Source organism: Cellulomonas rhizosphaerae (assembly GCF_003470205.1).
Taxonomy (GTDB): domain Bacteria; phylum Actinomycetota; class Actinomycetes; order Actinomycetales; family Cellulomonadaceae; genus Cellulomonas; species Cellulomonas rhizosphaerae.
In genome coordinates this window covers 25,210-39,039 of sequence record NZ_QWKP01000205.1, presented here as the reverse complement: position 1 = coordinate 39,039, position 13,830 = coordinate 25,210, and the positions used below count along the sequence as shown (strand labels likewise).

Genomic DNA, 13,830 nt, shown 5'->3' with positions numbered 1-13,830 from the left:
GGCGACCGAGCGCAGGTCCTCGATGCGGCCGTTGGTGCACGAGCCGATGAAGACCGTGTCGACCTTGATCTCGCGCAGCGGCTGGCCAGGGATCAGGCCCATGTACTCGATCGCGCGCTCGGCGGTGACGCGCTCGTTCTCGTCGGCGATCTCCTCGGGCACGGGGACCGAGCCGCTCAGCGGCAGGCCCTGGCCGGGGTTCGTGCCCCACGTGACGAAGGGCTCCAGGTCCTCCGCCTCGAGCACGACCTCCACGTCGAACGTCGCGTCGTCGTCGGTCCTGAGCGTCTTCCAGTACTCGACGGCGGCGTCCCAGTCGGCACCCTCGGGCGCGTGCGGGCGGCCCTGGAGGTAGTCGAACGTGGTCTGGTCCGGAGCGATCATCCCGGCGCGCGCGCCGGCTTCGATCGACATGTTGCAGATGGTCATGCGCGCTTCCATCGACAGCGTGCTGATCGCCTCGCCGCGGTACTCGAGCACGTAGCCCTGGCCGCCGCCGGTGCCGATCTTGGCGATGATCGCCAGGATGATGTCCTTGCTCGTCGCGCCCTCGGGCAGCTGGCCGTTCACGGTGATCGCCATCGTCTTGAACGGCGCGAGCGGCAGCGTCTGCGTGGCGAGCACGTGCTCGACCTCGCTCGTGCCGATGCCGAACGCGAGCGCGCCGAACGCGCCGTGCGTCGAGGTGTGCGAGTCACCGCACACGACCGTCAGGCCGGGCTGCGTCAAGCCGAGCTGCGGGCCGACCTGGTGGACGATGCCCTGGTCCGCATCCCCGAGCGAGTGGATGCGCACGCCGAACTCCTTGGCGTTGTTGCGCAGCGTCTCGATCTGCGTCCGGCTCGTGGCGTCCGCGATGGGCCGGTCGATGTCGAGCGTCGGGGTGTTGTGGTCCTCGGTCGCGAGCGTCAGGTCCGGGCGCCGCACCGGGCGTCCGGCCAGGCGCAGGCCCTCGAAGGCCTGCGGGCTGGTGACCTCGTGCACGAGGTGCAGGTCGATGTAGAGGAGGTCCGGCGCTCCGTCCGCGCCACGGCGCACGACGTGTGCATCCCAGACCTTCTCTGCCAACGTGCCGGCCATGTTCTCGGTCCTGTCTCTCGTCCAGCTGGGGGTGTCGCTTGCATCTCAGTCTACGAGACGGCAATATCGACCTATGGACAACTCTAGCGGAGTCGGCGTTCTGGACAAGGCCGCGTCCGTTCTCAGCGCTCTGGAAGCTGGGCCGGCCACCCTCGCCCAGCTCGTCACCGCCACCCATCTTGCTCGCCCAACGGCCCATCGTCTCGCAGTTGCGCTCGAGCACCACCGCCTGGTCGCTCGCGACATGCAGGGTCGGTTCGTGCTCGGACCGCGCCTGTCGGAGCTCGCCACGGCCGCCGGCGAGGACCGGCTGCTCGCCGCAGCGGGTCCCGTGCTGGCCGCGGTGCGCGACCACACCGGGGAGAGCGCGCAGCTCTACCGCCGGCAGGGTGACCAGCGCATCTGCGTGGCCGCCGCCGAGCGGCCCATCGGCCTGCGCGACTCGATCCCGGTCGGCGCGACCCTGACCATGCAGGCCGGCTCGGCCGCGCAGGTGCTGCTCGCGTGGGAGGAGCCCGACCGCCTGCACCGCGGGCTGCAGGGCTCCAAGTTCACGGCGACGATCCTGTCCGGCGTGCGCCGCCGCGGCTGGGCGCAGTCGGTCTCGGAGCGCGAGGTCGGCGTGGCGTCGGTCTCCGCGCCCGTGCGCGGGCCGTCCGGGCGCGTCGTCGCCGCGGTGTCGGTCTCCGGCCCGCTCGAGCGCCTCTCCCGCCAGCCGGGTCGGCTGCACGCCGCCGCGGTCGTCTCGGCGGCCAACCGGCTGACCGAGGTCCTGCGCCGTACGGCCGACTGATGGCCGTCCGGGGTGCGGCAGCATCACGCCGCCGCCTGCGTCGTCGTGTCGCCCTGGTCTGCGGCGTCGTCGCGCTCGTCGTCGGCGTCGTCGGTTCTCTCACGGGCGGCGGCGGCGCCGGTGACGCGCTGTTCACGGGCGTCTTCCTGGGCTGCCTCGCGGCACTGGTCGGCTACGTGATCGTCGCGCTGCTGCCGACGTCGCACCACGGCCCGCCCGGCCAGCACTGATCCAACTCCGAGCACGCAGAAGGCCCGGTCACCGTGGTGACCGGGCCTTCGTGTACGTACCCCCGACCGGATTCGAACCGGCGCTACCGCCGTGAGAGGGCGGCGTGCTAGGCCGCTACACAACGGGGGCCTATCAGCCGCGAGACCCGGAGGTCTCGCTTACCGAGTGAACACTTTACCCGATCGTCCGAGGAGCTCGGAACGACGGATCAGCGGTGCTCGCGCTGGGGTACCAGGACTCGAACCTAGACTAACTGAACCAGAATCAGTCGTGCTGCCAATTACACCATACCCCATGGGGGTATAACCCCCGGCGTCGTCGCCGTCCCCGAGGGGGCGGAGCGATCGTGCACCGGACGTCGTACCGGGCGTGAACATTACCTGGTCGGTGGCGCCGCGGTCCAACTGGCGCCCGGCTCGAGCACGGTTCGTGACGAAGGCCACGCCGCAGCGCGCCCGGCGGCCGAAGCGATCCGCACGAACACGGCTCAGCGCGGGATCGCGGCCAGCTCGGTCGCGTCGTACCAGAGCAGGTCGGCGTCGTCGAGCCGCTCCCCCGCGTCGTCGTCGCCGGCCAGCGCCGCCTCGACGTCCGCGGCAGCACCCGGCTCGTCGACGTGCACGCACGCGACGTCGGCGACGGCCAGCGGCCCGTCGACCTCCACGAGGCTCGGCGCGCCGTCCTCGGCGTCGTCGACCGTCGCCACGCGGTCGTCGGGCACGTCGACCGAGACGACCAGGCGCAGTCGAGGGGCTGCCTGCGACGCGCGGATCAGGTCGAGGCTGTCGTCAGCTGCCATGAGCTGCGCGGCGAACTCGAGGCCCTCGTCGTCCTCGTCGGGCAGGGCTGCTCGCAGCGCCGCGGTGACCGCGTGCCCTCGCCGCGGGGGCAGCTCGCTCGCGTCGAGCTCGTCCAGGGTGGCCGGCAGGTAGATGCGCACGTGGCCAGTGTGCCCCTGGTCGAGGGCCTGCGGCGTCAGGCACGACCGCCGGGGCTCTGGTCCCGCGCGGTCACCTCGTCCCGGGTCAGCGCTGGCCGGCGATGACATCGACGTCAGGAGCGACCGTCGGCGCGGCCGCGAGCGCGGCCACCCGGGACGCGGCCTCAGCGATCGCCCGCCGGGCCGGCGAGCCCGGCGCCACATCGCGCAGGGTGCGTGCCTCGAGCAGCGCGGTGTCCGTCGCCGCGCGGTCCTCGGGCACGAGCACCGCGTCGACCACACCCGCGTACCGCGCGAGCGCCTGCGCCACGGCCTCGGCGGGGCGAGGGCCGGCGACCGACGCCCGCACGCGGTTGACGAGCACCAGCCGGGTCGCGCCCAGGCCGAGGTCCGTGAGCTCGGTCAGGCCGCGCACCAGTCGCTGGATGCCGACGGGGTCACCGGCGCCGACGACCACGACGACGTCCGCGGTCTCGAGCGTGCGCACGGCGGCGGCGTTGCGCTGCGGCGCGCGGGTGTCGTAGCTGAGCAGCTCGTCCTGCTCGAGGCAGAACCCGACGTCCACGACGGTCCACCGCGCGAGGTCCCGGGCCACCCGCCACACGGTCTCGAGCGCGGACGACGAGAGCTCGGGCCAGCGGTCCGCTCGCGACGTGCCCGACAGGATCCGCAGATCGGGAGCGAGCACGGGCGCGAGTCGCGCGAGCGTCGTCACGTCGAGCAGCCCAAGACCGGCCTGGCGGACGGCCGCCGCGAGCCCGGGCGCCTCGTCGAGCAGGCCGACGACCTGCGCGACGCTCCCGCCGTACGTGTCGGCGTCCGCGAGGAGCACCGACGCGCCGGTCGCAGCGAGCTCGGCGGCGACGTTCACCGCGACGGTCGTGCGCCCGGGCGCGCCGGTGGGGCCCCAGACCGCCACGACGCTGCCCCGCGCGCTCGGCCTCGACGCCGGCGGCGGTGCGACGGGCTCGCGCGTGGCGGGAGTGGCAGCCAGGGCACGCAGCACGGCCGCGAGCACGGCCTCGGCACCGGTGTCGTCGTCGGGCGCCGCCACGACGTCGTCTGCGCCCGCTCCCCGCAGCCGCTCCGACGACCAGGGCGCGTCCGCCGCTGCCAGCCCGACGAGCAGCACGCCTGCGGCATGGAGGGCGTCGACGGCCTCCCGGTCGAGATGCTCGAGCTCTCCCGAGGCGACCGCGACACGCCCCAAGCCAGCCTCGGCTGCGGCAAGCAGCTCGGTGACGTCGGCACATCGACGCGTCACCTGCAGCTGCGGGTTCGCGTCGAGAGCCTGGACCACGACCGACTCGGCCGCGCCGCGGACCGCACAGAGGACGCCGACCGACACCTCAGCCGCCCGTGCCCGGCACGGGGACGACGTCGAGGACGCCGTCGGACGCCAGGGCGGCGAGCACGTCCGGCAGCTGCCCCTGGGGAACCAGCACGTGCACCGCGCTGCCGCCGGACCCGCCGAGCGACCGTTCGGGCCGGGAGACCTCGGCGACCGGGAGGCTCGAGGCGAGCTGGCGCGGGTCCTCCGCCTCGACGTCGGTTCCTGACGGTGCGGGCGAGAACCAGACGTCGACGAGCGCGCCGACGGTGACGTCCCGCGACGGTGCGCGCTCGAGCGGGATCGCCACGGAGCGCACGTCCAGGTCGGCGGCGCTGCCCAGCGCGTTCGCGGGCACGAGCTCGTCCTGCCCGACGACACGCACCGCGACCGCGTCGTCGGGCAGCGGCTCGTCGGCCCGCAGGTAGTGCTCGAGCTCTCCGTCCGCGAGCTGGACGTCGGCGACCACGACGTCGTCCGCCGCGATCCGCTGGCCAGGCACGAGCGCCTCGCGCGCGACGTAGACCGAGACCGTCGTCTGGGCCGAGCGCACCACCCAGGACCCCAGCGCGACGGACGCGGCGACCATGGTGACGCCGACCAGCAACCGCGGGTCACGCCACCCCGGGCGTCGCAGGCGGACCGCGACGGGTGCGGGCAGGTCGAGCACGGCGCTGTCCATCGGCACTCCGTCCGGGTCGGCGGGCAGTCTGGTGCGACCTGGTCGAGGTCCGATCAGGTCTGGGGCGCCCATCCTGCCCGACCGAATGCCGCCCATGGGGCGAAACGGATGATTGTGGACAACCGCGATCGGGGCGCGAGCCGTGCCAGACTTCGGCCATGCCTCCGCGGTTCCTCACGCTCGCCGACGTCAGCGAGGTCCTCAACATCTCGGCGCAGCAGACCTACCAGCTGCTGCACTCCGGCGACCTGCGTGGCATCCAGATCGGCCCCAAGAAGATCTGGCGCATCGAGGCGAGCGAGCTCGAGGGGTACATCCAGCGGATGTACGAGCGCACGCGACCCGCCTCCGCCGAGCAGGTCGACGCCGACCGGTAGGTCGATCGCCCGAGCCGGGCCGTCTCAGGCGGTCCGGACCGTCGTCAGCGAGGCGAACGGCACGAGCGCGACGGCTCCCCGCACGTCGCGCGCCACGACCTCGACGTGGTCGGCACCCACGGCCCCGAGGCGCCCCGCCAGCTCGACGTCGCCCGAGCGCACGAGCACCGCCGCACGGTCGCGCGCCAGCACCCGCAGCGCGTGACCGAGCCCGAGCCTGCGCTCGACCAGTCCCGGCTCCGGCGCTGCGTGCGAGCCGACGCCCGCGACGGCCACGATCGCTCGCGCAGGCACGAGCGACCGACGCTCCATGCCCTGCCCCACCAGGATCCACTGCTCCGCGGCGTCGAGGAGCTCGCCCTCGACGGCGTCCGCACCGAGCACGTGGACGCGCACCTGTCGGCCGACGGATCCCCGCAGGCGGTCGACGAGGTGGACGGTCGCGCGCTCCGCCCTCACGAGCTCGGCGACGTCGGCCCGCACGTCCGCTCGCTCGGCCGCAGCGAGCTGGGCCTCCATGTCCGCGAACAACGCCTCCCACCGCATGGCCACACCGTAAGGGCTGGGACTGCCGGGGTGGACAGCAAACGGACATTCAGGTACATCTATGACCACGAAACGACGTCAAAACACATCAACACAGATTGACGGGGGTCATCATGGTTCGAGGAAGCGCCGGACCGAGCCGGCTTGCGACGGGCGCGGCGCTGGCGGCGGGCGCGACCGCCTCGGGGGCCCTGACCGCCGCGCTCGTCGAGCGCGCCATCGCCTCGTCCATGGCTCCGCTCCTGCGGATCGACGACGTGGTCGAGCTCGGGGTCATCGCGCTCGGGGTCGTCGCGGCGACCTGGCTCGCGCTGTCGTGCGCCGTCGGTGCCCTCTGCCTGGGCGCACGGGTGCTGGGGACCTCGTGGCGGAGCGGCGAGCGGGTCGTCCAGCGCTACGCGCCCGCCCTCGTCCGGCGCGCGCTGGGCGTGGGTGTGGCGGCCTCGCTCGCGGTGGGCCTGGCCTCGGGGGCCGGCGCGGCCGGCCTGGCGGTCGACGCGACGGCAACGGGTCCGGGCACCGAGGTCGGCGTCACCGCCGAGCTGGGATGGGTCGCTTCTTCCACAGCTGCGGCGGAGGCGCCCTCCGAGAGCCGCGCGGCGGACGCTGCGGACGACCTCGGCTGGGTGGTCAGCCCGGAGCAGCCAGCTCACGCTCCCTCCGGGGCGCAGCCCCGGCCGACACGCACGGCCGGCGTGCCCGAGCGTTCCGCCAGCGCGACGAGCCAGGTCGATGACCCCTCGAATGCTGCGGCAGCCCCGGCAGACGCCACCGCACCCGCGGATGCCGCCCCGGATCCCACCGCTTCCCCGTCACCGCCACGTCGGCCCGCCGGTCCGTCCTCCGGGCGGCACGCCGTCGCGCCGGCCGGCCGCGCCGACGTCGCGTCGATCGTGGTCCGCTCGGGCGACTCGCTGTGGAGCATCGCCGAGGCGTCCCTGGCCGACGACCGCGGCAAGCCACCGAGCGTGGAGCAGGTCGCCGCGGAGTGGCCCGCCTGGTACGCCGCGAACGCCGAGGTCATCGGCACCGACCCCAACGTCATCCGTCCCGGACAGCACCTCGTGGTGCCGTCGAGCACCGAGCGGGGCGCACGATGAGCGCGCTGACGGTCGAACGACCGCACTCGGTCGTCGAGGACACCTTCGGCGCGCCGGCGCTGGTGCCGCCCCTCATGCCCGGAAAGGGCGCCGACGACGCAGGGCCAGCACACGCAGGAGGCCTTGGAGCAGCCGCACATGACGTGGGCCCCAGGCAGGTCGGCTCACACCGGCGGTCTGCCGAGGCACCGGCGCCCGATCGGGACGCCGCACCGCGCGACGCCGTGCTCACCGCGGTCGTCCCGCCTGCGACCGTCGCGGCACCCCGCGTGCGGCTCCTGGCGCCCACCCCGGCGGTCGCTGCGCCCACCGCGACCGGGCCCGCGGTCCAGGTGCCACCCACGCTCGCCGCGCGGCTCACGGTGCTCCGCGCGACCGACCGCTCCCCCGTCCTCGAGGCTGTCGACGAGGATCGCGGACCCGAACCGGCCGCCGACCCCGCGCACGTGGCCCGCGCGATCGCCCACGCCGTCGTCGAGGTGCTCCTGGGGCGTCGACCTGTGACCCAGCTGGCGCGGTGGATGACGCCCGGCGTGTACGAGACGTTGCAGGGCCGCGCCGCCCTCACCGCCCGGGTCCTCGGACCGCGGGCTGCCGGCCGCGGCGCGGCCGTGCGGCGCGTGCGGGTGTGCGCGGTCGAGCCGCACGTGTGCGAGGCGGGTGTCGTGGTCGACGACGGCGTGCGGGTGCGCGCGGTCGCGCTGCGGCTCGAGACGCACCGAGGGACGTGGCGCACGACGTCCCTCGAGGTCGGCTGAGGACCGTCCCCGACGCGGAGCCCGACACGGAGGACGCCGAAGGCCGCACCCGACGAACGGGTGCGGCCTCCGGTCGATCGATCAGCGGCGCTTGGCCTGCTTCGCGGCCTTGCGGCGCGCCTCGCGGTTGTCACCGTCGGCGGCGACCGGCTTGGCGGCGGCACCGGGGCCGTCGCCGCGCGTCACGACCGCGCCGTCACCGTCGGCCGAGGGGGCCGTGTACTGCAGCGGCACGCGCTCCGTCGGGCCGTCGATGCCCTTGGCGATCAGGCGCTGCGCGGCGGCACCGGACTGCATCGCGACCTGCGCGGCGGACGCGGCGGTGACCGGAGCCTCCGCCTCCTCCTCGACCTTGACCTCGAGGTTGAACAGGAAGCCGATCGTCTCTTCCTTGATCGCGTCGGTCATCGCGTTGAACAGCTGGTAACCCTCGCGCTGGTACTCGACGAGAGGGTCGCGCTGGGCCATCGCGCGCAGGCCGATGCCCTCCTTGAGGTAGTCCATCTCGTAAAGGTGCTCGCGCCACTTGCGGTCCAGCACCGACAGCGTCACGCGCCGCTCGAGCTGGCGCATGTTCTCCGAGCCGATCTGCTCCTCGCGCTCGCCGTAGGCGTGCTCGGCGTCCGAGAGGACCTCGCGGGTCAGCAGCTCGGCGGACAGACGCGTCGGGCCACCGGCCTGCTCCACGACCTCCTCGGACGTGATGCTCACGGGGTAGACGGCCCGCAGCGCGGTCCACAGCGCCTCGAGGTCCCACTCCTCCGGGCGCCCCTCGGCGGCGGCGGCGTCCACGTAGGCGGACAGCACGTCGGCGCGGAAGTGGCCGACCTGCTCGTGCAGGTCTTCGCCCTCCAGGACGCGTCGGCGCTGCTCGTAGATGACCACGCGCTGGCGGGACATGACGTCGTCGTACTTGAGAACGTTCTTGCGGATCTCGAAGTTGCGCGCCTCGACCTGCGACTGCGCGGACTGGATGCCGCGCGTGACGATCTTGGACTCGAGCGGCATGTCCTCGGGGAAGCCCGCGCGCGTCATCATCGACTCGGCCAGGCCCGAGTTGAACAGGCGCATGAGGTCGTCCTGCATCGACAGGTAGAACCGGGACTCGCCCGGGTCTCCCTGGCGGCCGGAACGACCACGCAGCTGGTTGTCGATGCGGCGCGACTCGTGGCGCTCGGTGCCCAGGACGTACAGGCCGCCGAGCTCGACGACCTCGTCGTGCTCGGACTGCACGGCCTCCTTGGCCTTCTCGAGCGCGTCGGGCCACGCGGCCTCGTACTCGTCAGGGTTCTCGGCCGGGTCCAGGCCGCGCGCGGCGAGGTCGGCGACGGCCATGAACTCGGCGTTGCCGCCGAGCATGATGTCGGTGCCACGGCCGGCCATGTTGGTGGCGACCGTGACGGCGCCCTTGCGGCCCGCCTGCGCGACAACGGCGGCCTCGCGCTGGTGCTGCTTGGCGTTGAGGACCTCGTGCGGCACGCCCTGCTTCTTGAGCTTGGCGGACAGCAGCTCGCTCTTCTCGACGCTCGTCGTGCCGACCAGGACGGGCTGGCCCGCGGCGTGGCGCTCGACGATGTCCGCGACCACGGCGTCGAACTTGCCGTCCTCGCTCTTGTAGACGAAGTCGCGCTGGTCGATGCGCTGCATCCCCCGGTTGGTGGGGATGGGCACGACGCCCAGCTCGTAGGTGCCCTGGAACTCGGCGGCCTCGGTCTCGGCCGTACCGGTCATGCCCGAGAGCTTCTCGTACAGGCGGAAGTAGTTCTGCAGCGTGATCGTGGCGAGCGTCTGGTTCTCGGCCTTGATGGCCACGCCCTCCTTGGCCTCGATCGCCTGGTGCATGCCCTCGTTGTAGCGACGGCCCGGCAGGATGCGGCCGGTGTGCTCGTCGACGATGAGCACCTCGCCGTTCATCACGACGTAGTCCTTGTCGCGCTTGAACAGCTCCTGCGCCTTGATGGCGTTGTTGAGGAAGCCGATCAGGGGCGTGTTGAGGGACTCGTAGAGGTTGTCGATGCCGAGGTAGTCCTCGACGCGCTCGATGCCGGGCTCCAGGACGCCGACGGTGCGCTTCTTCTCGTCGACCTCGTAGTCCTGCTCGACCTTGAGGCGGCGCACGACCTTGGCGAACTCCGCGTACCAGCGGTTGGTGTCGCCCGACGCGGGGCCGGAGATGATCAGCGGCGTGCGGGCCTCGTCGATGAGGATCGAGTCGACCTCGTCGACGATCGCGAAGTTGTGGCCGCGCTGGACGAGTTCGTCCGTGCTCCACGCCATGTTGTCGCGCAGGAAGTCGAAGCCGAACTCGTTGTTCGTGCCGTACGTGATGTCGGCGGCGTACTGCTCGCGGCGCTCGGTGGGCGTCTGGTTCGACAGGATCACGCCGCTGGTCAGGCCGAGGAAGCGGAACACGCGACCCATGAGCTCCGACTGGTAGCTCGCGAGGTAGTCGTTGACCGTGACGACGTGCACGCCCTTGCCGGACAGCGCGTTGAGGTAGGCGGGCGCGGTGGCGACCAGCGTCTTGCCCTCGCCGGTCTTCATCTCGGCGATGTTGCCCAGGTGCAGGGCAGCGCCGCCCATGAGCTGGACGTCGAAGTGCCGCTGGCCGAGGGTGCGGCGCGACGCCTCGCGGACGGCCGCGAAGGCCTCAGCGAGGATGTCGTCCAGCGTCTCGCCCTCGGCGAGGCGGGCCTTGAAGCGGTCCGTCTCCTCGCGCAGCTCGGCGTCGGAGAGCGACGTGAAGCTGTCTTCCAGTGCGTTGACCTGCTGGGCGATGCCCGACAGCTTCTTGAGGATCCGGCCCTCACCGAGACGGAGGACCTTCTCGAGGATCGCTGGCACGCATGACTCCCGACGTGTTCACACCCCGGGCGCCAACGGCGTCGGGGCGGCTTCGATGACCGACCGCACGGCCGGGCCCGACCATCGTAGGCGAGGCCGGCGCGCCCGCGGGCGCATCGGCCACACCTCGGCAGGATTCCGCCACACGTGAACGCGTCAGACCGCCCGCACGGCCGCGTGCAGCGCGGGAGCAAGGTCGCCGACGAGCGTCCCGCTCGCGTCCGCGATGACCACCTGCTCGAGCCCCAGCCACTGCGCCATGAGCCCGAGCTCGGCCACGAGGGCCTCGACCACGCTCGCGTCGCTCACGGCGGACCGCGCCGGTGCGGGCGCCCGGTGCACCCCGTGGACGCGGAGCACCTTGTCCTTGCGGTCCGCCTTGAGGTCGACGAGCGCCTCGAGGTGCTCCCCCATGAGGAACGGCAGCACGTAGTAACCCCACACGCGCAGGTGCGCCGGGACGTAGATCTCGATGCGGTAGCGCAGCCCGTACAGCTCCTCGAGGCGACGGCGCTCGAAGACCAGCGGGTCGAACGGGCTCAGCAGGGCCGAGCCCGTGGCCCTGCGCGGCAGCGTCGCGTCGCGGTGCCGGAACACGTGGCGTGGCCAGCCCTCGACCTTCACCGGCACCAGCACCCCTGCCTCGACCAGGTCCGCCACTGCCGGCTCCACGCGCGCCTGCTTGATGCGGAAGTAGTCACCCAGGCACCGCTGCGACCCGATCCCGTGCGCCCGCGCGGAGATCGCCACGAGCTCGCGCACCGCGTCCGCGTCGTCCGGGAGCGGCTGGGCTGCGACCGCCGGCGGGAGCACGCGGGACGTGAGGTCGTAGCGGCGCTCGAACGCGCCGTTGCGGCCCGCGGAGGTCACCTCGCCGACGAAGAAGAGGTACTCGAGGGCCTGCTTGGCCACGGTCCAGTTCCAGCCCCACTCGGTGGTGCTACGCGGCGGGGAGGACTCCATGAGGTCGTGCACCTTGGCCGCGGAGATCGGCCCGTGCTCGGTGACCAGCGCCCGGACCTCGTCGAGCGCCGCGCTGCGCTCGCTGGGCATCGCGGCGATGCCACCCCACGCCTCGGTCCGGTAGGCCCGGCGCCGCCACTCGAGCAGCCGGAAGGTCTCGGGCGGGACGAACGAGGCCTCGTGCGCCCACGACTCGACCAGCCGCCGGGGTGCGGTGCCCGAGGCACGGTCGAGCAGGGCGGTGTCGTACGGCCCGAGCCGCGAGTACGCGGGCATGAGATGAGCGCGCGCGAGCACGTTGACCGAGTCGATCTGCAGCAGCCCCAGCCGGTCGACGACCTGCTGGAACCCGCGCATCGTCACCGGCCCGGCGCGCGACGGACGCGGGCCCGCCAGGCCCTGGGCGCGCAGCGCGATCCGGCGGGCCTGGGACAACGAGTAGCGCTCGACAGCGACCATGCGCGCCATCCTGCCGCCGCCCACCGACACGAACGACCGAGGCCGGGTCACGGACCCCGGGCAGAGCGACGCCCGGCCGGGGCAGTGCACCGGTCGGGCGTCGGTCAGGGGTGTCAGCGAGCGGCCGCCGGCACTGCGACGGGCGTGTCGAGCTTGATGACTCCGTAGCTCCAGCCTCGACGGCGGTACGCGACCGACGGCTGGGCCGTCTCGGCGTCGACGAAGAGGAAGAAGTCGTGCCCGACGAGCTCCATCTCGTACAGCGCGTCGTCGATGGTCATGGGCTGCGCCTCGTGCAGCTTCTCGCGGATGAGCACGGGCGAGTCGCCCAGCATGTGCTCCGTCACGGAGCCGTCACCCTCCGGCACGTCGTCGGCCACCGGCGCCGGCTCGGGTGGGCGGACGTCCACGGGCGTCAGCGGAGTGTGGTTGCGATGGTCCTTGCGCCGGTCCCGCGTACGACGCAGGCGCTCGAGCAGCTTGGCGAGCGCCAGGTCGAGAGCCGCGTACCGGTCGTCGGCGCACGCCTCGGCGCGGATCACGGGCCCCTTGTCGACGACGGTCAGCTCGACGCGCTCGCTGCTGTCAGCCTGCCGGGGGTTGACCTCGTGCGAGACGAGGACGTCGATCCGCTGAGCGCGGGGGGCCAGCTGTTCGACCTTGGCGAGCTTCTGCTCGACGAAGGCGCGGTACTTGGGCAGTACCTCGGTGTGCCGGCCGGCAACCACAATCTCCATGTGAGCCTCCTGGGAGGTGAGGGCGGGACGCAGCCCGCCGCGGGTCTCGTGCGTTCGTCGCCCCGGTTGGGGCGCCTTGGCGGCATCACCTCCTCCCACACCTCGCTCACGTGACCCCCGCGGGGGCGCGTGCCGGGGTGTCGTCGGCAGTCGTTGACTCGGACCACCACGCTAGCCCTCGGAACGTCCCGGCGACCACTCACGCAGCAGATCCACAGCGAATGTCCCGTTCGTCCCCAGTCCGGGCGCCCGGCGGCGGGGTCGATGCGAGCGTGAACCCCGCCGCGACGTGCGCTCCTGCGGCCTCGAGCGGGACGCGGCAGGCGACGAGCGTGGCCCCGGTCGTCAGCACGTCGTCGACCAGGAGGACGCGACAACCCGCCACCTGCGCGAGGGCGCGCCGCCGTACCCGGACGTGCCCGGTGAGGTTGAGCCACCGCGCCCGTGTGCCGAGGCCGACCTGGTCGCCACCGCGGCGGGCGAGCACCGGCGACGAGCGGGCGGCGGTCCCCCCGGCCCGGAGCCCGGCCGCGAGCGCGGCGGCGAGGTCGTCGACGAGGTTCCCGCCGCGCCGCCGACGCGAGGCGGGTGTGGAGGGCGCGGGGACGACGAGCACCTCGCCCGGGCCGAGCACCGGCGCGAGCGCCCGCCCCGCCGCGACGAGCGCGGCGGCGAACGGCCGCGTGAGGTCGAGCCGTCCGTGGTCCTTCCAGGCGAGCACCGCAGCCCGCACGGGCCCCACGCAGTCGGCCACGGTCCACACCGGCAGGCCGCCGGGTGCACCCAGCAGGTCGAGGCGGCCGGCGCGCTGCTCGCAGCGCCACGGCGGCCCCAGCAGCGCGTCGCACGCGGCGCACCACGGCACGTCGTCGAGCCCGCACCCGCCGCACGCGACGGGCAGCACGAGGCGGCTCAGCTCGGTCCACCACGCGCGCACGCCCACGGACCCAGCGTCACCGACCGGCGACGCCCGTGGGGTCGTCGGGCGGC

The 13,830-nt window shown here is 73.3% G+C and carries 14 protein-coding genes and 2 tRNA genes; 5 read left to right on the top strand and 11 right to left on the bottom strand.

Going from position 1 to position 13,830, the window contains the following annotated elements; genetic code table 11:
* Positions 1-1,080 (bottom strand): 3-isopropylmalate dehydratase large subunit (gene leuC / locus D1825_RS12055; RefSeq protein WP_118767661.1); only part of this gene is annotated, 1,080 nt, incomplete at its 3' end.
* A gap of 73 nt (positions 1,081-1,153) precedes the next feature.
* Here leuC and D1825_RS12050 point away from each other — a divergent pair.
* Together D1825_RS12050 and D1825_RS12045 are read left to right on the top strand one after the other, a co-directional pair.
* Positions 1,154-1,873, top strand: coding sequence for an IclR family transcriptional regulator (locus tag D1825_RS12050; RefSeq protein ID WP_118767660.1), 720 nt, complete (start codon positions 1,154-1,156; stop codon positions 1,871-1,873).
* The gene (locus tag D1825_RS12045) at positions 1,873-2,103 is read left to right on the top strand and encodes a hypothetical protein (protein WP_118767659.1); all 231 of its coding nucleotides are present in this window, start codon (positions 1,873-1,875) and stop codon (positions 2,101-2,103) included. The genes D1825_RS12050 and D1825_RS12045 overlap by 1 nt, the downstream gene beginning before the upstream one ends.
* 57 nt (positions 2,104-2,160) lie before the next feature.
* Here the strand turns inward: D1825_RS12045 and D1825_RS12040 are convergent.
* From D1825_RS12040 to D1825_RS12020, 5 genes are all read right to left on the bottom strand, one after another.
* Positions 2,161-2,233 (bottom strand) — tRNA-Glu (locus tag D1825_RS12040).
* 94 nt (positions 2,234-2,327) lie between these two features.
* Positions 2,328-2,399 (bottom strand) — tRNA-Gln (locus tag D1825_RS12035).
* A gap of 192 nt (positions 2,400-2,591) precedes the next feature.
* Complete coding sequence (locus D1825_RS12030) at positions 2,592-3,044, bottom strand: DUF6912 family protein (protein ID WP_118767658.1); 453 nt, start codon at positions 3,042-3,044, stop codon at positions 2,592-2,594.
* A gap of 85 nt (positions 3,045-3,129) precedes the next feature.
* Positions 3,130-4,392, bottom strand: coding sequence for an AAA family ATPase (locus tag D1825_RS12025; protein WP_118767657.1), 1,263 nt, complete (start codon positions 4,390-4,392; stop codon positions 3,130-3,132).
* 1 nt (position 4,393) lies between these two features.
* Positions 4,394-5,056: a hypothetical protein gene (locus D1825_RS12020; protein ID WP_118767656.1), complete on the bottom strand. Its 663-nt coding sequence runs from the start codon at positions 5,054-5,056 to the stop codon at positions 4,394-4,396.
* Between the two features lie 158 nt (positions 5,057-5,214).
* Here D1825_RS12020 and D1825_RS12015 point away from each other — a divergent pair, with 158 nt between their 5' ends.
* Positions 5,215-5,433 carry a helix-turn-helix domain-containing protein gene (locus D1825_RS12015; protein ID WP_118767655.1) on the top strand — a complete coding sequence of 73 codons (219 nt, stop codon included), beginning with the start codon at positions 5,215-5,217 and terminating at the stop codon, positions 5,431-5,433.
* A 24-nt stretch (positions 5,434-5,457) separates the two neighbouring features.
* Here the strand turns inward: D1825_RS12015 and D1825_RS12010 are convergent, their stop codons facing one another.
* Entirely contained in the window at positions 5,458-5,979 is a 522-nt protein-coding gene (locus D1825_RS12010; protein WP_118767654.1) for a hypothetical protein, read from the bottom strand.
* Between the two features lie 113 nt (positions 5,980-6,092).
* On the opposite strand from D1825_RS12010, the gene D1825_RS12005 reads away from it, so the two are divergent.
* Together D1825_RS12005 and D1825_RS12000 are read left to right on the top strand one after the other, a co-directional pair.
* Positions 6,093-7,079, top strand: coding sequence for a LysM peptidoglycan-binding domain-containing protein (locus D1825_RS12005; RefSeq protein WP_199721576.1), 987 nt, complete (start codon positions 6,093-6,095; stop codon positions 7,077-7,079).
* A 224-nt stretch (positions 7,080-7,303) separates the two neighbouring features.
* Positions 7,304-7,837 (top strand): Rv3235 family protein, encoded by a 534-nt coding sequence (locus tag D1825_RS12000; protein WP_147356264.1) that lies wholly within the window; start codon positions 7,304-7,306, stop codon positions 7,835-7,837.
* A gap of 81 nt (positions 7,838-7,918) precedes the next feature.
* On the opposite strand, the gene secA is transcribed toward D1825_RS12000, so the two are convergent.
* The 4 genes from secA to D1825_RS11980 all read right to left on the bottom strand — a co-directional run bounded on the left by secA (position 7,919) and on the right by D1825_RS11980 (position 13,783).
* Complete coding sequence (secA, locus tag D1825_RS11995) at positions 7,919-10,681, bottom strand: preprotein translocase subunit SecA (protein WP_118767652.1); 2,763 nt, start codon at positions 10,679-10,681, stop codon at positions 7,919-7,921.
* Between the two features lie 156 nt (positions 10,682-10,837).
* Entirely contained in the window at positions 10,838-12,103 is a 1,266-nt protein-coding gene (locus D1825_RS11990) for a winged helix-turn-helix domain-containing protein (RefSeq protein ID WP_233549879.1), read from the bottom strand.
* Between the two features lie 113 nt (positions 12,104-12,216).
* Positions 12,217-12,840, bottom strand: a complete 624-nt coding sequence (gene hpf, locus D1825_RS11985) for a ribosome hibernation-promoting factor, HPF/YfiA family (protein WP_118767650.1) — start codon at positions 12,838-12,840, stop codon at positions 12,217-12,219.
* A 199-nt stretch (positions 12,841-13,039) separates the two neighbouring features.
* Positions 13,040-13,783: a ComF family protein gene (locus D1825_RS11980; RefSeq protein WP_233549877.1), complete on the bottom strand. Its 744-nt coding sequence runs from the start codon at positions 13,781-13,783 to the stop codon at positions 13,040-13,042.
* Positions 13,784-13,830 lie beyond the last annotated feature (47 nt).